The 22,549-nt window shown below is 68.5% G+C and carries 18 protein-coding genes; 7 read left to right on the top strand and 11 right to left on the bottom strand.

Features of this window, described 5'->3' with window-relative positions:
• Positions 1 to 209: 209 nt before the first annotated feature.
• On the bottom strand, positions 210 to 1,982 hold the full coding sequence (aspS, locus tag ACFXJL_RS06365; RefSeq protein WP_358876913.1) for an aspartate--tRNA ligase: 1,773 nt from the start codon (positions 1,980 to 1,982) through the stop codon (positions 210 to 212).
• Between the two features lie 285 nt (positions 1,983 to 2,267).
• On the opposite strand from aspS, the gene ACFXJL_RS06360 reads away from it, so the two are divergent.
• Positions 2,268 to 4,346 (top strand): SpoIIE family protein phosphatase, encoded by a 2,079-nt coding sequence (locus ACFXJL_RS06360; RefSeq protein ID WP_358876914.1) that lies wholly within the window; start codon positions 2,268 to 2,270, stop codon positions 4,344 to 4,346.
• Between the two features lie 10 nt (positions 4,347 to 4,356).
• On the opposite strand, the gene ACFXJL_RS06355 is transcribed toward ACFXJL_RS06360, so the two are convergent.
• Together ACFXJL_RS06355 and ACFXJL_RS06350 are read right to left on the bottom strand one after the other, a co-directional pair.
• Complete coding sequence (locus ACFXJL_RS06355; RefSeq protein ID WP_384689672.1) at positions 4,357 to 5,448, bottom strand: AI-2E family transporter; 1,092 nt, start codon at positions 5,446 to 5,448, stop codon at positions 4,357 to 4,359.
• A 568-nt stretch (positions 5,449 to 6,016) separates the two neighbouring features.
• Positions 6,017 to 6,283 carry a hypothetical protein gene (locus ACFXJL_RS06350; RefSeq protein WP_384689669.1) on the bottom strand — a complete coding sequence of 89 codons (267 nt, stop codon included), beginning with the start codon at positions 6,281 to 6,283 and terminating at the stop codon, positions 6,017 to 6,019.
• A gap of 107 nt (positions 6,284 to 6,390) precedes the next feature.
• On the opposite strand from ACFXJL_RS06350, the gene ACFXJL_RS06345 reads away from it, so the two are divergent.
• Entirely contained in the window at positions 6,391 to 7,218 is an 828-nt protein-coding gene (locus tag ACFXJL_RS06345; protein WP_384689666.1) for a helix-turn-helix domain-containing protein, read from the top strand.
• Positions 7,215 to 7,415 (top strand): DUF397 domain-containing protein, encoded by a 201-nt coding sequence (locus tag ACFXJL_RS06340; RefSeq protein ID WP_384689663.1) that lies wholly within the window; start codon positions 7,215 to 7,217, stop codon positions 7,413 to 7,415. The genes ACFXJL_RS06345 and ACFXJL_RS06340 overlap by 4 nt, the downstream gene beginning before the upstream one ends.
• Positions 7,416 to 7,490: 75 nt before the next feature.
• On the opposite strand, the gene ACFXJL_RS06335 is transcribed toward ACFXJL_RS06340, so the two are convergent.
• From ACFXJL_RS06335 to ACFXJL_RS06325, 3 genes are all read right to left on the bottom strand, one after another.
• Entirely contained in the window at positions 7,491 to 7,856 is a 366-nt protein-coding gene (locus ACFXJL_RS06335) for a GntR family transcriptional regulator (protein WP_329027647.1), read from the bottom strand.
• A 64-nt stretch (positions 7,857 to 7,920) separates the two neighbouring features.
• Positions 7,921 to 8,904, bottom strand: coding sequence for an ABC transporter permease (locus ACFXJL_RS06330; RefSeq protein ID WP_384633894.1), 984 nt, complete (start codon positions 8,902 to 8,904; stop codon positions 7,921 to 7,923).
• Complete coding sequence (locus ACFXJL_RS06325) at positions 8,901 to 9,875, bottom strand: ABC transporter ATP-binding protein (RefSeq protein ID WP_384633897.1); 975 nt, start codon at positions 9,873 to 9,875, stop codon at positions 8,901 to 8,903. The genes ACFXJL_RS06330 and ACFXJL_RS06325 overlap by 4 nt, the downstream gene beginning before the upstream one ends.
• A 366-nt stretch (positions 9,876 to 10,241) precedes the next feature.
• Here ACFXJL_RS06325 and ACFXJL_RS06320 point away from each other — a divergent pair, with 366 nt between their 5' ends.
• Complete coding sequence (locus tag ACFXJL_RS06320; protein WP_384689660.1) at positions 10,242 to 11,747, top strand: alpha/beta fold hydrolase; 1,506 nt, start codon at positions 10,242 to 10,244, stop codon at positions 11,745 to 11,747.
• A gap of 119 nt (positions 11,748 to 11,866) precedes the next feature.
• On the opposite strand, the gene ACFXJL_RS06315 is transcribed toward ACFXJL_RS06320, so the two are convergent.
• Entirely contained in the window at positions 11,867 to 12,823 is a 957-nt protein-coding gene (locus tag ACFXJL_RS06315) for a pirin family protein (protein WP_358876923.1), read from the bottom strand.
• 190 nt (positions 12,824 to 13,013) lie between these two features.
• Complete coding sequence (locus ACFXJL_RS06310; RefSeq protein ID WP_250919257.1) at positions 13,014 to 13,472, bottom strand: SseB family protein; 459 nt, start codon at positions 13,470 to 13,472, stop codon at positions 13,014 to 13,016.
• 129 nt (positions 13,473 to 13,601) lie between these two features.
• Between ACFXJL_RS06310 and ACFXJL_RS06305 the strand changes: the two genes are divergently transcribed.
• Together ACFXJL_RS06305 and ACFXJL_RS06300 are read left to right on the top strand one after the other, a co-directional pair.
• A complete protein-coding gene (locus tag ACFXJL_RS06305; RefSeq protein ID WP_384690326.1) occupies positions 13,602 to 15,485 on the top strand; it encodes an acyl-CoA dehydrogenase in 1,884 nt (627 codons plus the stop codon).
• A 164-nt stretch (positions 15,486 to 15,649) separates the two neighbouring features.
• On the top strand, positions 15,650 to 16,951 hold the full coding sequence (locus ACFXJL_RS06300) for a M18 family aminopeptidase (protein ID WP_384689657.1): 1,302 nt from the start codon (positions 15,650 to 15,652) through the stop codon (positions 16,949 to 16,951).
• Positions 16,952 to 17,234: 283 nt separating this feature from the next.
• Here the strand turns inward: ACFXJL_RS06300 and ACFXJL_RS06295 are convergent, their stop codons facing one another.
• Complete coding sequence (locus tag ACFXJL_RS06295; RefSeq protein ID WP_384689653.1) at positions 17,235 to 19,058, bottom strand: NHL domain-containing thioredoxin family protein; 1,824 nt, start codon at positions 19,056 to 19,058, stop codon at positions 17,235 to 17,237.
• A 368-nt stretch (positions 19,059 to 19,426) separates the two neighbouring features.
• Here ACFXJL_RS06295 and ACFXJL_RS06290 point away from each other — a divergent pair, with 368 nt between their 5' ends.
• On the top strand, positions 19,427 to 20,251 hold the full coding sequence (locus tag ACFXJL_RS06290; RefSeq protein ID WP_358876926.1) for a maleylpyruvate isomerase family mycothiol-dependent enzyme: 825 nt from the start codon (positions 19,427 to 19,429) through the stop codon (positions 20,249 to 20,251).
• A gap of 108 nt (positions 20,252 to 20,359) precedes the next feature.
• On the opposite strand, the gene ACFXJL_RS06285 is transcribed toward ACFXJL_RS06290, so the two are convergent.
• Both ACFXJL_RS06285 and ACFXJL_RS06280 read right to left on the bottom strand, forming a co-directional pair.
• Positions 20,360 to 21,658: an MFS transporter gene (locus ACFXJL_RS06285; RefSeq protein WP_358876927.1), complete on the bottom strand. Its 1,299-nt coding sequence runs from the start codon at positions 21,656 to 21,658 to the stop codon at positions 20,360 to 20,362.
• Positions 21,655 to 22,308, bottom strand: coding sequence for a GntR family transcriptional regulator (locus tag ACFXJL_RS06280; protein WP_358876928.1), 654 nt, complete (start codon positions 22,306 to 22,308; stop codon positions 21,655 to 21,657). The genes ACFXJL_RS06285 and ACFXJL_RS06280 overlap by 4 nt, the downstream gene beginning before the upstream one ends.
• Between the last annotated feature and the right edge of the window lie 241 nt (positions 22,309 to 22,549).

The raw sequence follows: 22,549 nt of genomic DNA, 5'->3' as shown, positions 1-22,549 counted from the left end.
GGTTCGGGTTGCCCGCATTCGCGGGAACAAACGCCTCCGCCCAACGGGATGCATCCGCGCCCTGAGCACGCAGAGCACCGAGAGCACCGAGAGCGCCAACGGACGGGTTGAACACGAAGAGGCCCCGGACCGCCTCTTCTTGGGTTCCGGGGCCTCTTGCGTATTGCTTCGCGTACTCGACCGGTGTGCCGTCAGCCGGCCGGCAGACGTTACTCGGCGGGCTTCGCCACCGGCTTGCGGAGCTGGATGTTCAGCTCCCGCAGTCGGGACTCGTCCAGCTCGGTCGGCGCACCCATCATCAGGTCCTGGGCGTTGCCGTTGAGCGGGAAGGCGATGGTCTCGCGGATGTTCGGCTCGTCGGCGAGCAGCATCACGATCCGGTCGATGCCGGGGGCGATGCCACCGTGCGGCGGGGCGCCGAGACGGAAGGCCCGCAGCATGCCCGCGAACTCGTGCTCCACGGTCTCGCGGTCGTAGCCGGCGATCTCGAACGCCTTCAGCATGACCTCGGGCTCGTGGTTGCGGATCGCGCCGGAGGACAGCTCGATGCCGTTGCAGACGATGTCGTACTGCCAGGCGAGGATGTCGAGCGGGTCCTTCTCCTCCAGGTCCTTCATACCGCCCTGCGGCATCGAGAACGGGTTGTGGGAGAAGTCGATCTTCCCGGTCTCCTCGTCCTTCTCGTACATCGGGAAGTCGACGATCCAACAGAACCGGAAGACGCCCTCGTCGAAGTGGCCCGCGCGCTTGGCGGCCTCGACGCGGACCGCGCCCATGATCTTGGAGACCTCGTCGAAGTCGCCCGCGCCGAAGAAGACGGCGTGCCCGGCGGCGAGGCCGAGGCGCTCGGTGAGGACCTTGACGTTCTCCTCGGTGAGGAACTTGGCGATGGGACCGGAGAGCGAACCGTCCTCGGCGACGCGCACCCAGGCCAGCCCCTTGGCGCCCTGCTCGATCGCGTACTCACCGAGCTGGTCGAAGAACTTCCGGGGCTGCGCGGAGACGTCCGGCACGGCCAGGGCGCGCACGTGCTTGCCGGCGAACGCCTTGAACTCGGAGCCGTCGAAGACATCGGTGATGTCGACGAGTTCGAGCCGGGCACGCAGGTCCGGCTTGTCGTTGCCGTACTTCAGCATCGACTCGCGGAACGGGATGCGCGGGAAGGGCGAGGTGACGTGCTTGCCGTCGCCGAACTCCTCGAACAGCTCGGTCATCAGCTTCTCGACGGGCTGGAAGACGTCCTCCTGCTCGACGAAGCTCATCTCGACGTCGAGCTGGTAGAACTCGCCCGGCGAGCGGTCGGCGCGGGCGTCCTCGTCCCGGAAGCAGGGCGCGATCTGGAAGTACCGGTCGAAGCCCGAGATCATCAGGAGCTGCTTGAACTGCTGCGGGGCCTGCGGCAGGGCGTAGAACTTGCCGGGGTTCAGCCGGGAGGGCACCACGAAGTCACGCGCGCCCTCGGGGGAGGTGGCGGTGAGGATCGGGGTGGCCATCTCGTTGAAGCCGAGCGCGGTCATCTTGTGCCGGATGGCGCTGATCACCGCGGTGCGCAGCATGATGTTGCGGTGCATGCGCTCACGGCGCAGGTCGAGGAAGCGGTACTCAAGACGACGCTCCTCGTTGACGCCGTCGTCGGTGTTGATCGTGAAGGGGATCTGCTGGGCCGCGCCCAGCACCTCCACCTCGGCCACCTCGATCTCGACCTCACCGGTGGGCAGCTCGGGGTTGACGTTGTCGGCGCCCCGGCTGACGACCTTGCCGTCGATGCGGACGACGGTCTCCTTGGTGAGGTGGCTCAGCGCCTCGTTGGCCGCGGTGCCCGGGCGGGCGACGAGCTGGGTGATGCCGTAGTGGTCGCGCAGATCGATGAAGAGGATGCCGCCCAGGTCTCGACGATTGTGCAGCCAGCCGCTCAGCCGGACGTCGGTGGAGACGTCAGAGGCGCGGAGCTCGCCGCAGGTGTGGGACCTGTACCGATGCATCGTCGTTCATCCAGTCTTAGCGGAGTGGGGTGGGGTGGGCCTGTCAAGGTTACCGCCCACCCCACTCCCCCCTCATTGGCATATACACGCCAGAGGCAGGCCGGGGGTGCGCGAGGTCCTCAGCTCACCCGGTGAACAGTCGTACCAGCGCGGCTTCCGCGCCCATCCGTGCCGGTGCGGCCTGCGCCTGCTCCCGCGCTCCCTTCTGCCGTCCGTGCACGGCCCGTTCACCCGCGGGTGGCCCCCGGCAGGTCAGGCATCAGCAGATCGGAATAAAGTGAGGCAATGCGCACCGAGGACGTCCTGGCAGCCATCGCCACCGGCCTATGGCGGTGGGACAAGGCATCCGGGACGGTCACCCTCGACGCGGAGGCCGCCCGGCTGATCGAGCTGCCCCCAGAAGCCGGCCCCCACCCCGAGTCCGTCGTGAGGGCCCGATTCCACCCCATCGACTGGAACGAGATCAACGGAGTCGTCGGCCTCGCCATCGCCGAGGACACCCTCGCCGAGGGGCGGCTGCGGATCGTCGACGAGGGCGGACGCGTCCTGCGTACCGTCCGCTTCCGCTCCAAGCCGTTCCGGGTGGGCGCCTCCCACGTCCTGTACGGAACGCTCCAGGAGGTCGCCGAGCCGACCGAGGGCACGGCAGCCCAGACCCCGATCACCGGTGACTGGCGGCGCTCCCGGGAGGCGTTCCTGCTGGACGCGGGGCGCGCACTGGCCGAGGCGCGGTCGACCGCCGAGGTACTGCGGGTGGCCGCATCCCTGTCGATGCCGGGATTCTCCCCGGACGGGCTGGCGGTCTTCGGCGCCGCGGGCGACCGGATCACCATCATCGGACAGCACGGCCACCAGGGGGCCGAGGACGACCCCTTCAGCCATATGCGGATGGACACCGACCATCCTGCGGCCGAGGTCATCCGCACCGGACGGGCCGTGTACCTGCCGAGCCCCGACGAGTACGACCACCGCTATCCGACCAGTTGGCCGCTGGCGCAGCGGCTGGGGCGGCAGTCGTGGGCCTATCTGCCGCTGATCGTCGCGGGCCGCACCATGGGCGCCTGGATGGCGGCGTTCCGGCACCCGGTGACCTTCACCCCCGACGAGCGCTCCGTACTGACGACGGTCGCCCGGATGCTGGCGCAGGCACTGGCCAGGGCCGGGGTCGCGGAGACCGAGCGCGAACTGTCCCTGGGTCTCCAGCGGTCGATGATGCCGGTGCTGGGACCGGCCATCCCGGGCATGTCGGTGGCCGCGCGCTATGTGCCGACGGGTGGGGGCCTCCAGGTCGGCGGCGACTGGTACGACATGATCCCGCTGCCCTCCGGACGCATCGCCCTGGTGATCGGGGACGTACAGGGCCATGACGTACGGGCCGCGGGACTGATGGGCCAGTTGCGGATCGCCCTGCGTGCGTACGCGTCCGAGGGGCACCGTCCGGACGCGGTGCTCTCCCGGGCGTCGCGCTTCCTGCACGGCATCACCGACTCCTACGGGCAGGGCGACTACTCCGGTCCACGGTTCGCCACCTGCCTCTATCTGGAGGTCGACCCGGCGAACGGGCGCATCGAGATGGCTCGTGCGGGCCATCCCGAGCCAGCGGTCCGCATGACTGACGGAACGGTTCTTCTCAGGCCAACCGAGGGCGGACTGCCCCTGGGCATCGACCGGGATACGGACTATCCGACGACGCGGCTGACCCTGGAGCCCGGCGAAACGCTGATGATGTGCACGGACGGTCTGCTGGAGACCGGCGGCCATGACCTGGACACCGGCTGGGCCCGACTGCGGACGGTGCTGGAGAGCGACCCGGGCGAATCGCTGGAGGAGTTGGCGGACGCACTGGTGCAGGCGGTCCACGGACCCGTCTCCCACTACACGACCGGCCCGCTAGCCGACCGGCGCGAGGACGATGTGGCACTGGTACTGCTGTCCCGCGAGGGGCAGCCGGTGACGGAGGCCCCGCGGCGGATGGTGATGACGGTGGCCCAGGCCCAACCGGAACGCATCGCCGTCGCCCGCCACCAGGTCAAGGAACTACTGCACGACTGGGCCGACCCGGACCAGCTCGACTCTGCGGTTCTGATGGTCTCCGAGATGCTGACCAACGTCTTGGTGCACACCGACGGCAATGCCCTGCTCTCGGCGGAGGTCGCCCACGGCAACGGGGATGGCCGGCGACTGCGGGTCGAGGTCACCGATGCCAGCGATGAACTGCCGCACAAGCGGCGCCCCGGCGAGATGGCGTCGTCCGGCCGTGGCCTGGTGCTGATGGAGATGCTGGCGGACGCGTGGGGAGTGGACCCGCGGGGCGAGGGCAAGTCGATCTGGTTCGAACTCCACGAGTCGAAGACGAAGGAGTAGGCGGCGGCGATCAGCCGGCCGATTCCGTCCCGGCCCCTGCCGCCCTTTCGCTCGTGCCGCTGCCGTAGACCTTCCGCAGTTCACCGATGACGCCGAAGGCCGCCGCGGTCACGGGTACGGCGAGCAGCATCCCCAGGATTCCCGCCACCCCGGCCCCCGCGGTGATCGCCAGCATCACGACGGCCGGGTGCATCTGGACGGTACGGCTCTGGATCATCGGCTGGAGCACATGCCCTTCCAGCACCTGCACGGCGAGGACGACACCCAGCGCCCAGAGCGCGATCACCCATCCCCGGTCGGCGAGCGCCACCAGGACCGCGACCGCGCCGGAGAGGAACGCCCCGAGATAGGGGATGTACGCGCCGACGAAGACGAGCGCCCCGAGCCCGAGCGCACCGGGAACCCGCAGGATCAACAGTCCGATGGTGATGCAGAAGGCGTCGATCAGGGCGATGAAGGTGGTTCCCCGCATAAAGCCCTCGACGGCTTCGAAGGCCCGCCGTCCCATCGCCTCGACGACTTCCCCGTTCGGCCCGGGTGCGATGACCCGCGCCAGACCCTCCGCCTTGTCGGAGTCCCGGAGGAAGAAGAAGATCAACAGCAGGGCCAGCACGGCGATGGCGATCGTCTCGCCCACCACGCTCAGCCCGCTGATCACACCGGAGGCGGCGGTCCCACCGAACTTGGTGAGCAGGTCCTTCGCATTGGTCGCAAGGTCGTCGAGGGAGGTGCCCGCGGCCCCGAAGTGCTCGGCGAGGCCCTTCGCGGCCTCCCGCAGCGAGGAGACGATCTGGTCGCCGCTGTCGATGAGCGCGCTGACGACGATGTAGGTGGCCCCACCGACCACCGCGACGACCGCCGCACAGGTGAGCCCGGCTGCCAGCGAGCGGTGCATGCCCATCCGTACGAGCCACCGGTACAGGGGCCCGAGCAGCGCGGTGCCCAGCAGCGCGAGCAGTACGGGGGTGACGGCGGTCCGCAGATACCCGATCAGCCAGATCGCCACGGCCGCCACCCCGGCGACCAGCAGAAACACGACACACCAGGCGGCAAGCCGGCGCACGGGCTCGGGCAGGAGTCTCGACCGCTCTGGGAGCTGCACACGTCCAGCGGACCACGGCGAGGCGCGGCCGTCGCGTGCTCGGGGGCCGGGCGGGTGACGCTCCATCAACGGGCGATCCCTCGGCCAGGTGGACCCCTACCCCGTACGGATCATCTCGCCGGGAGTCGGCCCCGCATCCAGCTTGGGGAAGCAGTCGGGGCACGCGTACAACGTCATGGGCTCGGGCCCACTGGCACTCCCGACCCACCGAACGATGATCGGCGCCCCGGTGAGCCAACCGCAGTGACAACAGAAGGCGGATGGATCGGGCGGAAGTGCGGGGAAAAGACCCTCGGGTCTCATGTGGTCACCCCCTCAATGGTCCGGGGGTCGACGTCACTGGGCGGGTCCCACTGCTTGGTGTAGCACTCGAAGAACAAGTAGCGACGGTGTCCGGTGCGTCTGAAGTGGGCTTCCGTCCACGCTTCGGCATCGTCTACGCAAAGGTCCTCGGCACCTCCCGGCAGTGCCCTGCACCCGGACTCCCCCGAGGCACACGCAACGTGCACGGAAATTCCGCTGGCTTCATGGAGTTTGAGCGTCCAGATGAGTTCCCTAAAGCGACGGGTCAGCCCCATGTCGACGCCTCCTGAACGCCGTTGCCACTGACGACGACCTCTGCCGCACCCGGCCGATCACCACGACTCCAGACACTCAGGTTCTCGCCGCTCACACTCCACTCGCGCCCTCCCCCGAGGGGACGAAGGAAGTAGCTCCCCAGGGAGAAGTCCATGACCACCCCCACCCTCTTCGCCTCGGCATCCCAAACCACGGCCCCGACCGCGAACTCCTGACACATGCCGCCCTCACGATCCGGGCGGGTGGGTGCACACATCGACCACACCTCTCCGTAGTCATTCCACTACCAAGTGAAGTCAGCGTGGTCTAGAGTCGAATCGTCTTCAACTTGCGCTATTTGTGCGGATAGTTAGGTGGGGGCCGTTGAATCGGAAAGAACTTGACCCCGAGAAGTCGCCGCGTGCCGCGTTCGGGCAGCGTTTACGCACTTTGCGGGATGAGCGCGGCTGGACCCAGGACGAGTTGGCGGAGCGGATCGGATGCTCCGGGACCCACATTTCTGCGGTGGAAACTGGTCGCCGATCTCCAACTCCCAAGTTCGCGGCGAACGCGGACAGAGTCCTCGGAACCGGAGACAGACTCGAACGCCAGAGCCGAGCCGTACGGCTCACCGCAGTACTGGAAGGGTTCCCGGAGTACGTCACGCACGAGCTGCGAGCGGTGGAAATCAGGCTCTACGAGGTCGGTGTTGTGCCGGGAATCCTCCAGACAGCCGAGTACGCTTCCGCGCTCACCACACGCACCGTGGAGCGCGGAGCTATCACTTCCGAGCAGGGTGACGAACGAATCTCGCTCATAAATGAGCGGCAGGGAGCACTCATCCGGACACCGCCCCCGCTGGTCTTCGTGGTGTTGGACGAAAGCTGCCTCAGACGACCCGTTGGCGGCCCCGCAGTCATGGAAGCCCAGTTGGCGCGGCTGATCGATTTCGCAGCACTGCCGAACACTGTGCTTCAGGTCGCCCCGTTCAACATGGGTGACAGTCGTCCCCTCAGCTTGCCGCTCTACATCCTGACCATGCAGAACCGATCCCTGCTCTCGTACGCAGAGTCCGCACAACGGGGGCAACTTGAGCGGGAAAGCGCCTCCGTGGTGCCCCTGCTGACGGCCTACCATCAACTACAGGCCGAAGCACTGTCCCAAGCGGCATCCGTTGCCATGATCAAACAGCTACGAAAGGGCAACCCGTGACGACGGAACCCCCCCGTTGGTCCAAGTCCTCCTACAGCGAGAACGGTGGTGCCTGCGTCGAGTGGGCACCCTCCTACGCATCTGCCAACAGTGTCGTCCCTGTCCGTGACAGCAAGAACCCGACCGGCCCGACCCTCCTGGTCAGCACCTCCGCATGGTCAGGGCTCATCGCTCTCGCCCGCACCAGCGAGCTGTGAACGCATAGACACAAGTGACGCCTACGGGGCGGGTGCGGCCCCCCGGCCGCACCCGCCCCGTATGGGCACTTCCCGCTACCCGCGCCCCTCCGGGGCCGGGAACTGTTCGTCCAGTGTTGCGTTCAGCAGCGCCCGCACGTCCTCCCGTTCCATTCCCGTCGCGCGGGCGCTGTCCATCCAGGTGATCAGTTCGGCGGTCAGTCGCTCGCTGTCCTTGGAGGGCGGGCGGGCGAGGGACTGGCTGACGAAGGTGCCGACGCCCGGGCGGGGCTCCACCAGGCCCTCGCGTTCCAGTTCCCGGTACGCCTTGAGCGTGGTGTTGGGATTGACCCGGGTGGTCGCGGCGACCTGGGCGGCGGTGGGGAGGCGGTCACCCTCCACCAGGACGCCCAGTCGCAGAGCCTGCTTGACCTGCTGCACGATCTGGAGGTACGTGGCCATCCCGCTGCGCCGGTCGATCCGGAACTCGACCACGGTCACTCCTTCGTACTTCCTTCGGGCCGACTCACAGCGACTTGCGGTGCATCCACCACACCGTGGCAGCGAGCATGGCGGCGGTCAGTGCCAGAAGTATCCCTGTCATCGACCACTGGATGCCCGGAAGCTGGTCGAGCCTCACGTACTCGACGACGTCGTTCACGATGCCGTGCTTCTTGACGCAGGCCGCGCTCTCCGCTTCGGTCGGACGGACGCAGGTGCCCCAGCCGTAGAGCTTTCCGTCTGCGGTGCCGACCCAATTGTCCACCTGGATCTCACCGGGCTTCAGACTGACACCCTCGCTGCCCGTCGGGTACGAGATCTGATGCGGGGTGACGAAGAAGGACGCCATGCGGTCCTTCACCATCATCGCCCCAACGGTGAGGGTGATGAAGGTAACGCCCATGGCGGCGACGGAGCGCCGTAGGACCGCTCCGGCGAGGATGCCGAACGAGGTGGTGAAGAGGGACAGCGCCACCAGAAGCGGCCCAGTGGTGTAGATGACGCTGGTGTTCCACCAGTCCCCTCCGGAGAAGAGGGTGTCCACCGATCGCCACATCCAGGTGAAGGCCACCGAGGTCAGGGTGGTGAGGATCGCGATGAGCAGCAGCGGAACGGCCAGTGTCGTGCCGATGACACGCAGTCGGGCGACGGACTGCGTGGTGGTGAGCCGCAGTGTGTTGTTCTCCTGCTCGGCCGCGAGCAGTGGGGCGCCGAGGAACACACCGAGGATGAGCGGCAGCGAGGAGAGCACGAAGAAGGCGTTGCCCAGCCTGTCCTCGTCGTTCGACAGCAGCTGATCGACATCGGTGGCCTTCGCCGAGTTCAGGAAGTCGACGAGCAGTGCGCGCTGGTAGACGCAGAAGGCGATGAAGAGGACGGTGCCGCCGATCAGCAACAGCAGCGCTGTGCGGTTGCGGCGCCAGGCCACCCAGCTCATCCCGCGCAGGAGGGTGCGCCCGGGGGCGGCGGTCGAGTCGTTCGGCGCCTCGGTCTTCGTCAGGACGTTCATGCGGCCCTTCCCTCCTTCTGCGAGGCCGGCGCGGCGGCGGTGATGTCGGCTCCGGGGGTGATCAGGGCGGGTACATCGGCGGAGCGGAGATAGGCGAGCAGCACCTCTTCGAGGCTCGGCTCCACGCTCTCGTACGAGTCGCCCAGCTCCGCCCCGGGACGGATCAGTGCGGTGAACTGCCGTCCGGTGACCCGGGATTCGACGACGGCGTGGCGCTCGGTGAAGACGGTGGGAAGGACTCCGTTGTCGTTGGCGCCGGTGCCGGGGCCCGGGTCGGCGAGTCCGGTGACGAGCCGGTGGGCGGGGATCAACTCGTCCACGTATCCGGCCATGCGGAGTCGGCCGCCGGAGAGGACGACCAGGTGGTCGCACATCTCCTCCAGTTCGGACAGGAGGTGGGACGACATCAGTACGGTCAGGCCGTGTTCGGCTGCCTCCGAGAGGAGCAGTGCGGAGAGTTCGTGCCGGGCCAACGGGTCGAGGTCGGCCATCGGCTCGTCGAGGAGGAGGAGTTCGGCGCGCTTGCCGAAGGCCAGGGACAGGGCCACACGGGTGCGCTGGCCGGAGGAGAGGGTGCCGATCCGGGCGCCGAACGGCACCTTTCCCGCTTCCACGATCCGCTCGGCGGCGGCCTGGTCCCAGTGCGGGTTGAGCTCGCGGCCCAGTCGCAGGGTTTCGGCGACCGTGAACCCCTTGTAGAGCGGGCGTTCCTGGTCCACGAACGCCGCTCGCTGGAGTGCGGCCGGGTCGCTGACCTCCATGCCGAAGAGGCGGAGGCTGCCGGTGGTGGGGCGGAGCAGGCGGGCGGCGATGCCGAGGAAGGTGGACTTTCCGGCGCCGTTGGGTCCCACGAGTGCGCTGATGCAGCCCGCGGGCAGCCGGAAGGAGCATTCCTGTAGGGCCCAGCCCCGTCGGTACTTCTTGCCCAGATCCAGCGCCTCGACTGCGTACGGGTAGGAATCGCCGCTCATCTAGGTCCCCCCTTTCACTAGTTAGTTAGTGGAATGATGGTGAGTATGGGGGTGGGTTGGCCCAGGAGTCAAAGGCACTGTGTGGCGATTCGGGGTGGGGTTGACCGCAGAAGGAAGCAAAGATGCAGGTCAAGCGGCCTATACGGGGACCGGACGCGTTTTCGTCAGCCGCGGGAAGCAGGGCCGCGGGAGGCCCCGTACGGGTAGTGGAAGTCCCGTACAGGTAGTGGAAGTCCCGTACGGGTAGTGGAAGTCCAGTCGGAGCATGGGGAGATGGCCGCTGCGGGGTGCCGGGGGAGCCGCTTGTTACGTCCTCACCATGTGCTCATTCAGCCGCCGTCACACAAGATCGCAACAGTGGCGCGCATGAACACGAGCACCCGTGTGAACAAGGCCCCGGACCGAGGTCGGCGAGCTCTGGCCGTACTCCTCGCCCTCTCCGCGTCCACCGTTGCCCTGGCCGTCCCCGGTCCGGCAGCCGCCCAGCAGTCGGCCGGTGTTGCCGCCGCCTCTCCCCCGCCGATCCGTTGGGGTGCCTGCCCCAAGGGCGACCCGCCCTATCCCGACCCCAGCCCGAAGGCGCAGTGCGCAACGGTCAAGGTGCCGCTGGACTGGTCGAAACCCGAGGGCGCGAAGATCGGCATCTTCGTGGCCCGCCACCGGGCCACCGATCCGGCGCGGCGCATCGGCGTGCTGATGTCGAACCCGGGCGGCCCCGGAGCGCCCGGAGCCGATGACGCGCTGTACGCGGACGACCCCCTGTCGGGCTACGCCCCGGCGATGCTCCAGCGCTTCGACATGATCGGCTTCGACCCGCGCGGCATCGGCCGCAGCCAGGGCGCCCGCTGCGATGAAGCGATCCTCGACAAGATCCCGAACCGCCCCCGCAGCGCGGCCGAGTTCGCGCGACTGCGCACCCTCAATGGTCAGCTCGCGGACAGTTGCCTCAAGCGGACGGGGCAACTCGCCGCGCACATGGACGGCGAGAGCGTGGCCCGCGACATGGACGCGATCCGGGCCGCCCTCGGTGAACGCAAGATCAGCTTCATCGGCCACTCCTACGGCACCTTCCTCGGCGAACGCTATGCGCGCCTGTTCCCGAACAGGCTGCGCGCGCTGGCCCTCGACAGTGCGATGGACCCGGACCGCCCGAACGCGGAGCGCTTTCTCACCGACGGCAGCACCACCGTCAACAGTGCGCTGGAACGGCTCGCGACCTGGTGCGAGAAGGACCCGGCCTGCGCGCTGAAGGGCAAGGACCTGACCGCCGTCACCAGGACCCTGTTCGCCCGCGCCGACGCGGGCACGCTGCGCGAGCCGGGTCCGAACGGACCGACCCGGACCAAGGTCAGCGCCGACAGGCTGTCCGACTTCCTGACCTTCGCACTCGGCAAGTCGGCCCCCGACACGGCAGCGGAACAGTTGGCCGCCCTCCACACCGGAAGGGGCGAGGTCCGCTGGATCCCTGTCGGCACCAGCCTGGAGTCCCGGCTCGTGCTCTGCCGGGACTACGACTTTCGCATCCGCGACTACGCCCAGTACCGCGCCATCCGGGAGCGGGTCGCGAAGGCCGCCCCGCACGTCCGCTACAACGCCCAGGCACTGGACATCGTCCTCGGCTGCCAGGGCTGGAGCGTGCCGCCCAAGCCTCGACCCGCTCGGGCGAAGGGCGACCTCCCGCCCGTCCTCGTCGCCAATGCCACCCATGACCTCGCGACGCCCTTGCCAGGTGCGCGGCGCATGGCACGCACCTTCCCGAAAGCGACCCTGTTCACCATGGACGTCGTAGGCCACTGGCTCTACCGCAGGGGCGGGACGGAAGAGGCGATGCGCGTGATCGACGCCTACCTCACCCGCCCCCGGGGGAAGTAGCGACACCTACGCACCCGTCCCCCCAGGGGTGGAAGTAGCGCAGGACATGACAGGGCCCCGCACTCAGCGAGCTGAGTGCGGGGCCCTGTCGTGGTGTACTGCCAGCCCGTACGCCGAGGTCACATGCCGTGCACGGCTGGAATCGTGCCCAGCCGGCCGGCCTGGAAGTCCTCGAACGCCTGGCGCAGCTCGTCCTGGGTGTTCATCACGAACGGCCCGTAGTGCGCCATCGGCTCACGGATCGGCTTGCCGCCGAGGAGCACGACCTCCAGGTCGGGGGAGTTGGAGTCCTGGGACTCATCCGCCCGAACCGTCAGTGCGCCACCATCGCCGAACACAGCCGTCTGGCCCTTCTGGACGGGGCGGCGGTCCTCACCGACCGTGCCACGACCTGCGAGGACATAGGCGAGACCGTTGAAGTCACTGCGCCAGGGCAGTCTGATCTGCGCACCCGGCCGCAGCGTCGCATGGATCATCGTGATCGGGGTGTGCGTGATGCCCGGACCCTCGTGTCCGTCGAGCTCTCCCGCGATGACGCGCATCAGCGCACCGCCGTCGGGCGAGGTCAGCAGCTGGACCTGACCGCCGCGGATGTCCTGGTAGCGCGGTGCCATCATCTTGTCCGCCGCCGGGAGGTTCACCCACAGCTGGAGTCCGTGGAAGAGTCCGCCCGACATCACCAGCTGCTCCGGGGGAGCCTCGATGTGGAGCAGGCCGGAGCCGGCCGTCATCCACTGGGTGTCACCGTTTTGAATGGTTCCACCGCCACCGTTGCTGTCCTGGTGGATGAAGGTTCCGTCGATGAGGTACGTGACGGTCTCGAAGCCGCGGTGCGGGTGCCAGGGGGTGCCCTTCGGCTCTCCCGGCGCATACTCGATCTCGCCCATCTGATCCATCATGATGAACGGGTCGAGGTACTTGTAGTTGATCCCGGCGAACGCTCGGCGGACCGGGAATCCTTCCCCCTCGAATCCGGTGGGGGCGGTCGTCACGGCGAGCACGGGGCGGTTCGCGGCCTCCGCGGGCGCGGCGACGCGCGGCAGAGTGAGCGGGTTCTCGACAGTCACTGCGGGCATGGCAGTACCTCCTTGTGCGACCACTTTAGTTGAATCATGAACTTCCTGCTACTCGGGGAACGAGAAAGGCCCGGGAGGAATTCCTCCCGGGCACTCGCAGGAGCCGATTTCGGCAGCCGCACCTGACCTACATGCCTTGCGTGACGCACGATGCACGGCGCCGCACGCGCCACGCATCACGCATGACCCGCTACCCGTACATACGGCGCATGGCGAAGTCCACCATCTGCTCGACGGCCTTGGCGTCGAAGACCATCCGGTGCTCCCCCTCCATGTCGAGGACGAAGCCGTAACCCGTGGGAAGCAGGTCGATCATCTCGGCGCCGGTGATCACGAAGTACTTGGACTCCTTGCCCGCGTAGCGCCGCAACTCCTTGAGCGAGGTGAACATGGGGATGACCGGCTGCTGGGTGTTGTGGAGCGCCAGGAAGCCGGGATTGTCGCCGCGCGGGCAGTAGACCTTCGAGGTCGCGAAGATCTGCTGGAAGTCCTCGGCGGACAGGGAACCGGTGGTGAAGGCCCGCACGGCATCGGCGAGCGACGGTGGCGACGGCTCCGGGTACAGCGGCTGCCCCTGCGCCTGGCCCCCGTATGGCTGCTGGGGTGCGTACTGCTGGTGAGCGCCCTGACTCTGGTCATAGCCGTACATGCCCGCAAGAGTAACCAGTCACAGTTAGCCCAAGAGGGGTTGCATCTTATTACCGACGGGTAGCATCATCGTAGCTACTTGCTGGTAGGTAAGAGCAAACTGACTCCCGATCCTTACGGAGCCGTCGCCATGGGGCACTACAAGTCGAATCTCCGCGACATCGAGTTCAACCTCTTCGAGGTCCTCGGTCGCGACCAGCTGTACGGCACCGGCCCGTTTGCGGAGATGGACGTCGAAACCGCCAAGAGCATCCTCGCCGAGATCACCCGCCTCGCGGAGAACGAGCTGGCGGAGTCCTTCGCGGACTCCGACCGCAACCCCCCGGTCTTCGACCCCGCGACCGGCACCGCCCCGGTACCCGCGTCCTTCAAGAAGAGCTACCAGACCTTCATGGACTCCGAGTACTGGCGGCTCGGCCTGCCCGAGGAGATCGGCGGCACCACCGCGCCGCGCTCCCTGATCTGGGCCTACGCCGAACTGCTGCTGGGCTCCAACCCCGCGATCTGGATGTACTCGTCGGGCCCGTCCTTCGCCGGGCTCCTCTACGAAGAGGGCACCGAGGAGCAGAAGAAGGTCGCTGAGATCGCCGTCGAGAAGCAGTGGGGCTCGACGATGGTCCTCACCGAGCCCGACGCTGGCTCCGACGTGGGCGCCGGTCGTTCGAAGGCGATCCAGCAGGAGGACGGCTCCTGGCACATCGAGGGCGTGAAGCGCTTCATCACCTCGGGCGAGCACGACATGTCGGAGAACATCCTCCACTACGTCCTCGCCCGCCCCGAGGGCGCCGGCCCCGGCACCAAGGGCCTCTCCCTCTTCCTCGTACCGAAGTTCCACTTCGACTGGGAGACGGGCGAGCTCGGTGAGCGCAACGGCGTGTACGCCACGAACGTCGAGCACAAGATGGGTCTCAAGGCGTCCAACACCTGCGAGATCACCTTCGGCGACCGCCACCCCGCCAAGGGCTGGCTGATCGGCGACAAGCACGACGGCATCCGCCAGATGTTCATGATCATCGAGTTCGCCCGGATGATGGTCGGCACCAAGGCCATCGCCACCCTCTCCACCGGCTACCTCAATGCGCTGGAGTACGCCAAGGAGCGCGTCCAGGGGCAGGACCTGGTGAACTTCATGGACAAGACCGCGCCCAAGGTCACCATCACCCACCACCCCGACGTACGCCGCTCGCTGATGACGCAGAAGGCGTACGCGGAGGGAATGCGCGCCCTCGTCCTCTACACCGCGTCCATCCAGGACGAGATCGCCGCCAGGCAAGCCACCGCCGGCGACGCCGAGAACGCCGCAGAGGGCACAGAGGGCACAGAGGGCACAGAGAACGCAGAGGACACCAAGGCCCTCGTCGCCCTGAACGACCTGCTGCTGCCAATCGTCAAGGGCTACGGCTCGGAGAAGTCCTACGAGCAGCTCGCCCAGTCGCTCCAGATCTTCGGCGGCTCCGGGTACCTCCAGGAGTACCCCGTCGAGCAGTACATCCGGGACGCCAAGATCGACACCCTCTACGAGGGCACCACCGCCATCCAGGGCCAGGACTACTTCTTCCGGAAGATCGTCCGCGACCAGGGCCAGGCGCTGAACGCCCTCTCCGAGGAGATCAAGAAGTTCCTCGCCATCGGCACCGGCGGCGAGGACCTGGCACCCGCCCGGGACTCGCTCGCCCAGGCGGCGGTGGACCTGGAAGCGATGGTCGGCGTCATGACGAACGACCTGATCGCCACCGGCGAGGACGTCAAGAACATCTACAAGGTCGGACTCAACACCACCCGACTGCTGCTCGCGTCCGGCGATGTGGTCGTGGGCTATCTGCTGCTGCGCGGCGCCGCCGTCGCCGCCGAGAAGCTCCCCACCGCGACCCCGAAGGACGTGCCCTTCTACAGCGGCAAGATCGCGGCGGCCAAGTTCTTCGCCGCCAACGTCCTGCCGGGCGTCTCCGCCGAGCGCCGGCTCGCCGAATCGGTGGACCTCGCCCTGATGGACCTCGACGAGGCCGCCTTCTAGACCATCCCCGTCCCCCATGGCCTGCTGCCCCCGGTGAGACCGCCGGGGGCAGCAGGTTGTCCGTCCATCCATGTGTCCGAGCTTCCGACCACCGTCCATGAGCCCTTGCGAGAACGGCGGTACTCAGCCACGAACGCCCCGCCCCGCCTCGTTACAGTGGCTCCATGAGCACCAACGCATCCCTCCGGTTCGATCGTGGGCACACCGACGACCTGATGACCTTCCTGGCTGCCGCGACCTCCCCGTACCACGTGGTGGCCGTAGCGGCGGAGCGCCTGGAGAAGGCCGGCTTCCGCCAGGTCAAGGAGACCGAGGCATGGGATGCGTCGACCGGTGGCCGATATGTCATCCGCGGGGGCGCGCTCATCGCCTGGTACGTGCCGGAGGACACCCCCGCGCACACTCCGTTCCGCATCGTGGGCGCCCACACCGACTCGCCCAACCTACGGGTCAAGCCACTGCCCGACGCCGGCTCGCACGGCTGGCGGCAGATCGCCGTCGAGGTCTACGGAGGCCCGCTGCTCAACAGCTGGCTCGACCGCGACCTCGGCATCTCCGGGCGGCTCAGCCTGCGGGACGGAACGCATCGACTGGTCAAGATCGACCGTCCGCTGCTGCGGGTGCCGCAACTCGCGATCCACCTCGACCGCTCCGTACACGCGGACGGCCTCAAGCTCGACAAGCAGCGCCACATGCAGCCCATCTGGGGTCTGGGCGAGGTCCACGAGGGCGATCTGATCCGCTTCCTCGAACAGGAGAGCGGGCTTCCGGAGGGCGAGGTCACCGGCTGGGACCTGATGACCCACTCCGTCGAGGCCCCCGCCTACCTCGGACGGGACGAAGAACTCCTCGCCGGGCCGCGCATGGACAACCTGCTCTCCGTCCACGCCGGCCTTGCCGCGCTCATCGCCGCTGCTGCCACCCCCGCACTGGCCTACGTCCCGGTGCTGGCCGCCTTCGACCACGAGGAGAACGGCTCCCAGGCGGACACCGGCGCCGATGGACCGCTGCTCGGATCGGTGCTGGAGCGCTCGCTGTTCGCCCGCGGCGGCGGGTACGAGGACAAGGCCCGGGCGTTCGCCGCAACCGTGTGCCTGTCGTCGGACGTCGGTCACGCCGTCCACCCCAACTACTCGGAGCGCCACGACCCCACGCACCATCCGCTCCCCAACCGCGGCCCGATCCTCAAGGTCAATGTGAACCAGCGGTACGCCACCGACGGCAGCGGCCGTGCGGTGTTCGCCGCGGCCTGTGAGAAGGCGGGGGTGCCGTGGCAGACGTTCGTCTCGAACAACTCCATGCCGTGCGGCACGACGATCGGACCGATCACGGCAGCCCGGCACGGCATCCAGACCGTGGACATCGGCGTTGCGTGCCTGTCGATGCACAGCGCCCGAGAGCTGTGCGGCGCCCAGGACCCCTATCTGCTGGCCAGCGCCTTGACCGCGTTCCTGGAAGGCGCCTGACCCGCGTGGCCGTGGGCGGCGCCCGCCCACGGCCATGGCCCCGCTCCCGCTGACCGCCCCTTCGGCGATCTGACCGGAAACAGACGGGAAACAGACGGTCCGCGAAGGTGGGGCCATGGAACGAAACAACGCCACCACCGCCGGTCCAGGATCCTTCCCCCGCGTGCCCACCGCCGGGTACGGAGCAGCCGTACGCGATCCGGAGTGGGACCCGGGGTGACCGAAAACCGAACCCGGGCCCGGCCGCGATGACGTCCGGGCCCCGGGTTCGCCGCCGAGCCGGTCAGTCCATGCCCGCGAGGACGAGCGGCAGCCGGGAGACACCGTCCGCGCTCACCCGCACCGGCACCCCCCAGTCCTGCTGGTGCACATGGCAGGCCGGGTACTCCTGCGCCGGATCGTCGTCGCAGGACGCGGCCATCGCCGACACGTGCAGCACCCCTTCACCCACCGCGGCATCGACCTCCACCTCACGGAACAGGTCCGTGCCCGCGCCGGCGCCGGACAGCAGCAACTCGGGCGGCGTGGAGGAGACCAACAGCCGGGTCGAGGGCCCGTAACGGGTGTCCAGCTTCTGACCGGCCGGCGCCTGGAAGACCACATCGACGCGCAGCGCGCCCGCCGCCACTTCGGTAGCGGCGCGCTGGGTGCGGTGGGCCACGGCCTCCACCCGCACCGCCTCATCGGGCAGCCGCAGCCGGGTCAACCGGTGCCGGGCGGACTCCACGACCACGATGTCCTCGCCGACGAGCACGGCGTCCGACGGTTCCCGCAGATCCGTGGCCAAGGTGGTGACCTGGCCGGTGGCGGGGTCATAGCGGCGCAGCGCATGGTTGTAGGTGTCGCTCACGGCGACCGAACCGTCAGGCAGCGCGGTCACCCCCAGGGGGTGCTGGAACAGTGCCTGCTCGGCGTCCCCGTCGCGGTGCCCGAAGTCGAAGAGGCCCGTGCCGACGGCCGTGCGCACGGTGTGGTCGGGGTCGTCGGCTTCGATGTAGCGCAGGGACGACGACTCGGAGTCGGCGATCCACAGCCGCTCCTCGGTTGCGGCGAGTCCCGAAGGTTGTGCGAACCACGCCTCCGTGGCCGGCCCGTCGACCAGGCCCTCATTGGTGGTGCCGGCCGCGAGCCGCACGGTCTGGGAGGCCGGGTCATAGGTCCACAGCTGGTGCACTCCGGCCATCGCGATCCACAGCCGCCCCTGCCACCAGGCCACGTCCCACGGCGACGAGAGGTCGACCTCGCGTGCGGGGCCCTCGCTGGGCGACCCCTGCCACCACTGCTTCCCGGTCCCGGCGAGCGTCTCGATCACACCGGTCTCCGGGTCGTACGCGCGGATGGAGTGGTTGACGGTGTCGGCGACCGCGATCCGGCCGTCGGGCAGCGGCGCCAGACCCTGCGGCTCCTTGAACGCACCACCCGCGCCGCCGTCGATCCGCCGGACGACGGACTCACCGTCGGGTGCCAGCTCGACGAGTTGGTGCCGGGTGGTGTCGGAGACCAGGAAGTTCCCGGACGGCAGGACGACGGCCTTGCCGGGGAAGCGCAGATCGGTGGCGACGGGCTCGGGCGGCACATAGGGCCCGTCCCCGCGCCGCAGGGTGCCTTTGGCCGCGTGCTCGGTCTCCAACTCCGCGACGAGCCGCTCGATGGCGTGGGCGTGTCCCTCACCTGCGTGCTGGGCGACGACGTACCCCTCCGGGTCGATGACGACGAGGGTGGGCCAGGCCCGTACGGCGTACTGCTTCCAGGTCGCCAACTCGGGGTCGTCGAGGACGGGGTGGTGCACCTGGTAGCGCTCGACGGCATCGACCACGGCCTGGTGGTCGGCCTCGTGAACGAACTTCGGCGAGTGGACGCCGACGATCACGACGGTGTCGCGGTGCTTCTCCTCCAGCTCCCGCAGCTCGTCCAGGACGTGGAGGCAGTTGATGCAGCAGAAGGTCCAGAAGTCGAGGATCAGAATGCGGCCCCGGAAGTCCGCGAGCTTCAGATCCTTGCCACCCGTGTTCAGCCAGCCACCCTTGCCGATCAGCTCGGGGGCACGGACACGGGCACGTCGGCGGGGCGCGGGCGCGGGGGTGGGCGCCGGGGCGGCATCGTTCATGGTTCAAGGGTGCCATCCCGGAGGAATCGGACGCTGCCCGTCGGGTGTGTGGACCCGGCCACTTCCGCACCGCCGAAACAGCGGAATCAGCCGCGCCGAAAGACGTGTGAACCCACCCCGTACGCCCTCACGACGGACTGTCAGTCATTTCGTACGGATATGAGGTGACCTGGTGGGACAGGCTGCCCCCACCTGCGATGCCATGGTTTTCGGCCTCCGGACACGGGCCTACGATCGTCATAGGAAAGCACTGCCGACGCGCCGCGCGGCAGCGTAACTTAATCGCCGAACCTCCCACGCAGCCAAGCCGTCCGCCGCCAGCAGTAAGCAGCCAAGCCCGCGTCCACGCAGAACCGCCGAGGGGTCCCGTGACCGTCCATCCCAGCCTCCAGACCTACGCCGATGCCTGGACCCACGCCGTCGAGTCGATAGCCGAGCTGGTGCAGCCGCTCGTCGAGGGGGAGTGGAACCGCGCCACCCCGTGCCCTGCCTGGTCGATCCGCGACATCGTCTCCCACGTCATCGGCATGGAGACCGAGATGCTCGGCGATCCACGGCCCATCCACACCCTCCCCCGTGATCTTTACCATGTGCAGAGCGACTTCGCCCGGTACATGGAGATGCAGGTCGATGTGCGTCGGCACCACACCGCTCCGGAGATGACGTCGGAGCTGGAGTACACGATGATCCGGCGGGCGCGCCAGCTGCGCAACGAGAACCGTGCGCCCAACACCATGGTCCGTGCGCCCCTCGGCGCCGAGCAGACCCTCGAAGTGGCCATGCGGATGCGGGCCTTCGACACCTGGGTGCACGAGCAGGACCTGCGGGTCGCCCTGAACCAGCCCGGCAACCTCGACTCCCCCGGCGCCCACATCACCCGTGACTGCCTGTTGGAAGCCCTCGCGAAGGTCGTCGCCAAGGACGCGGGCGCACCGCCGAATTCGGCCGTGGTGCTCGATGTGCACGGGCCGTTGGAGTTTCTGCGGACGGTCCGGGTGAACGCGGACGGCCGCGGTTCCGTCGACGGCTCGCCGTCGCTCGGGCCCTTGGTGAGCCTGGCGATGGACTGGGAGACGTACTACCGACTGGCCTGCGGCAGGGTCCGGGCCGCGGCCGTCGCCGACCGGATCAAGGTGGACGGTGACCAGGAGTTGGGGGCCTCGATCCTGCGGCACTTCGCCGTCACTCCCTGAGGCTTCGCCCCGCCCGCCGTGTGGCGGGGGGGGTGCCAGAAGTTGCCACTGCCCGTGGCCCGATGACGGCGCAGCGGGCGTCATCGTGCTGGGCCGGTACCGGTGCGCTCACGCCGGTACGTGTACCGCCTCCACCCGGCTCGCCACCAACCTCTCGCGCTCCAGTTGCGCCGTACGTCTGCGCAACCGCAGGATCTGCGCGATGCCCAGCGCCTCCAGTACGAATACGCAGGAGAAGGCGATCCGGTAATTGCCGCCGGTGGCGTCGAGCAGGAGGCCGATCGCCAGCAGGGTCGTCATCGAGGCGGTGAAGCCGCCCATGTTGACGATCCCCGATGCGGTGCCCTGCCGCTGGGGCGGGTTCGCCGGACGGGCGAAGTCGAAGCCGATCATCGAGGCCGGGCCGCCGGCGCCCAGCACCACGCACAGGGTGACCAGGAGCCACATCGGGGCCTGCTCGCCGGGGTAGGCGAGGGTGATGGCCCAGATCAGCGCGGTCGCGGCGATCGAGCCCAGGGTGAGTGGCAGCCTGGCCGCGTGATGGCGTGCGATGACCTGCCCGTACACCAGCCCTATCACCATGCTGACCAGGACGTTCAGGGTGAGCAGGGCGCCTGCCGTGGCGCGGGTGAGGCCCTGTGCCTCGATCAGGAAGGGCATTCCCCACAGCAGCATGAAGACCATGCTGGGGAACTGGGTGGTGAAGTGCACCCACATGCCCAGCCGGGTGCCGGGTTCCCGCCAGGACAGGGTGATCTGCTTCCGTACGAAGGCGGCGCCGCGGTGGTGGGACGGCGGGGGTTCGTGGCCCGGGGGGTGGTCCTTGAGGAACAGCAGCACCAGGGCGATCGCGACCAGTCCGGCCACCGCACTGCCCGCGAAGGTGGTGGTCCAGCCCACACCGTGCAGCAGTCGCGCGATGACCAGGGTGGAGATCAGATTGCCCGCCATCCCGAACAGCGCGGCGACCTGCGCTATGAGCGGCCCGCGGCGGGCCGGGAACCAGCGGCTGCCGAGCCGCAGCACGCTGATGAAGGTCATCGCGTCCCCACAGCCGAGCAGGGCGCGGGCGGCGAGTGCGGTCTCGTACGAGGGGGAGAGCGCGAAGCCCAGCTGTCCCAGGGTGAACAGGACGGCCCCGAGGGTCAGGACCTTCTTGGTGCCCAGTCGGTCGACCATCAGTCCGACGGGTATCTGCATACCGGCGTAGACGAGGAGTTGGACGATCGAGAAGGTGGAGAGCGCGGAGGCATTGATGTCGAAGCGGTCGGCGGCGTCGAGCCCGGCGACCCCGAGTGAGGTACGGAAGATGACGGCGACGAAGTAGACGGCGACGCCTATGGACCAGATCGCCGCGGCACGACGCCCGCCCGGCGGGTCTCCCGGTAGGGCGGCCGGTCGGTTCACCTGGCCTCACCCCGAGCCAGTGCCCTGACCCAGCTCACATGGCGGTGCACCAGTTCGGCGGCGAGGTCCGCATCACCGGCGCGCAGGGCTTCGAGGATTTCGCCGTGCTCGGTGACGTTCTTGGCGATCCGGTCGGGGTGGGCGTGCATCACAGCGACTCCCATTCTCAACTGGCGGTCCCGGAGCTGGTCGTAGAGCCGGGAGAGGATCTCGTTGCCGCCGTTGCGGACGATCTCCGCGTGGAAGGCCCGGTCGGTGGCGGCGACGGCGGCCAGGTCTCCGTCCTTGCCCTGGCGCTTCTGTTGTTCCAGCAGCTCGGCGAGGCGGTCCAGCAGTTGCGGGGACGCGGGCACCGCCTTGCGGGCCGCGTGTTCCTCCACCAGGAGCCGGGTCTCCACCACGTCGGCGATCTCCTGTGCCGACACCGCGAGCACCAGCGCGCCCTTCTTGGGGTAGAGCTTGATCAGCCCTTCGACCTCCAGCTTGAGCAGCGCCTCGCGCACGGGGGTGCGTGACACCCCCACGGCGTCGGCGAGTTCGCCCTCGGTGAGGAGGGTGCCGCCCTCGTAGCGACGGTCGAGGACGGCTTGCTTGACATGGGTGTAGACGCGTTCGGCTGCGGGCGCGGTGACGGGAGCTGCGGCGGGCATGCACACAGCTTAGATACAACAGAGGTGCATCAGAAGCGGGCGTCCACCATGCAGGATCGGACCGCCCGGGCGAACCCGATCCGGGCCACCGCCATCCGGACCACCGCCACCCGGGCCGGGGTCATCACGGGGTGATGAGGGCTCCGACACCAGTTCGATGCGGTGTAGGGGAACCGACCACCGGGCAGCTGGAGTGTGAGTGGTCAGTGGGGCACCCGGATGCAGATGGGGCGGTCCGCCG

This window comes from Streptomyces sp. NPDC059256 (genome assembly GCF_042753785.1).
GTDB lineage: Bacteria > Actinomycetota > Actinomycetes > Streptomycetales > Streptomycetaceae > Streptomyces.
The sequence above is the reverse complement of the archived record's forward strand: the minus strand, read 5'-3'. Positions and strand labels throughout refer to the sequence as shown.

Excerpts from the sequence above, each read along its gene's own strand:
- aspS (WP_358876913.1), bottom strand. The coding sequence starts at position 1,982 with ATGCATCGGTACAGGTCCCACACCTGCGGCGAGCTCCGCGCCTCTGAC.
- ACFXJL_RS06360 (WP_358876914.1), top strand. The coding sequence starts at position 2,268 with ATGCGCACCGAGGACGTCCTGGCAGCCATCGCCACCGGCCTATGGCGG.
- ACFXJL_RS06350 (WP_384689669.1), bottom strand. The coding sequence starts at position 6,283 with ATGTGTGCACCCACCCGCCCGGATCGTGAGGGCGGCATGTGTCAGGAG.
- ACFXJL_RS06335 (WP_329027647.1), bottom strand. The coding sequence starts at position 7,856 with ATGGCCACGTACCTCCAGATCGTGCAGCAGGTCAAGCAGGCTCTGCGA.
- ACFXJL_RS06330 (WP_384633894.1), bottom strand. The coding sequence starts at position 8,904 with ATGAACGTCCTGACGAAGACCGAGGCGCCGAACGACTCGACCGCCGCC.
- ACFXJL_RS06325 (WP_384633897.1), bottom strand. The coding sequence starts at position 9,875 with ATGAGCGGCGATTCCTACCCGTACGCAGTCGAGGCGCTGGATCTGGGC.
- ACFXJL_RS06320 (WP_384689660.1), top strand. The coding sequence starts at position 10,242 with ATGAACACGAGCACCCGTGTGAACAAGGCCCCGGACCGAGGTCGGCGA.
- ACFXJL_RS06315 (WP_358876923.1), bottom strand. The coding sequence starts at position 12,823 with ATGCCCGCAGTGACTGTCGAGAACCCGCTCACTCTGCCGCGCGTCGCC.
- ACFXJL_RS06310 (WP_250919257.1), bottom strand. The coding sequence starts at position 13,472 with ATGTACGGCTATGACCAGAGTCAGGGCGCTCACCAGCAGTACGCACCC.
- ACFXJL_RS06305 (WP_384690326.1), top strand. The coding sequence starts at position 13,602 with ATGGGGCACTACAAGTCGAATCTCCGCGACATCGAGTTCAACCTCTTC.
- ACFXJL_RS06300 (WP_384689657.1), top strand. The coding sequence starts at position 15,650 with ATGAGCACCAACGCATCCCTCCGGTTCGATCGTGGGCACACCGACGAC.
- ACFXJL_RS06295 (WP_384689653.1), bottom strand. The coding sequence starts at position 19,058 with ATGAACGATGCCGCCCCGGCGCCCACCCCCGCGCCCGCGCCCCGCCGA.
- ACFXJL_RS06280 (WP_358876928.1), bottom strand. The coding sequence starts at position 22,308 with ATGCCCGCCGCAGCTCCCGTCACCGCGCCCGCAGCCGAACGCGTCTAC.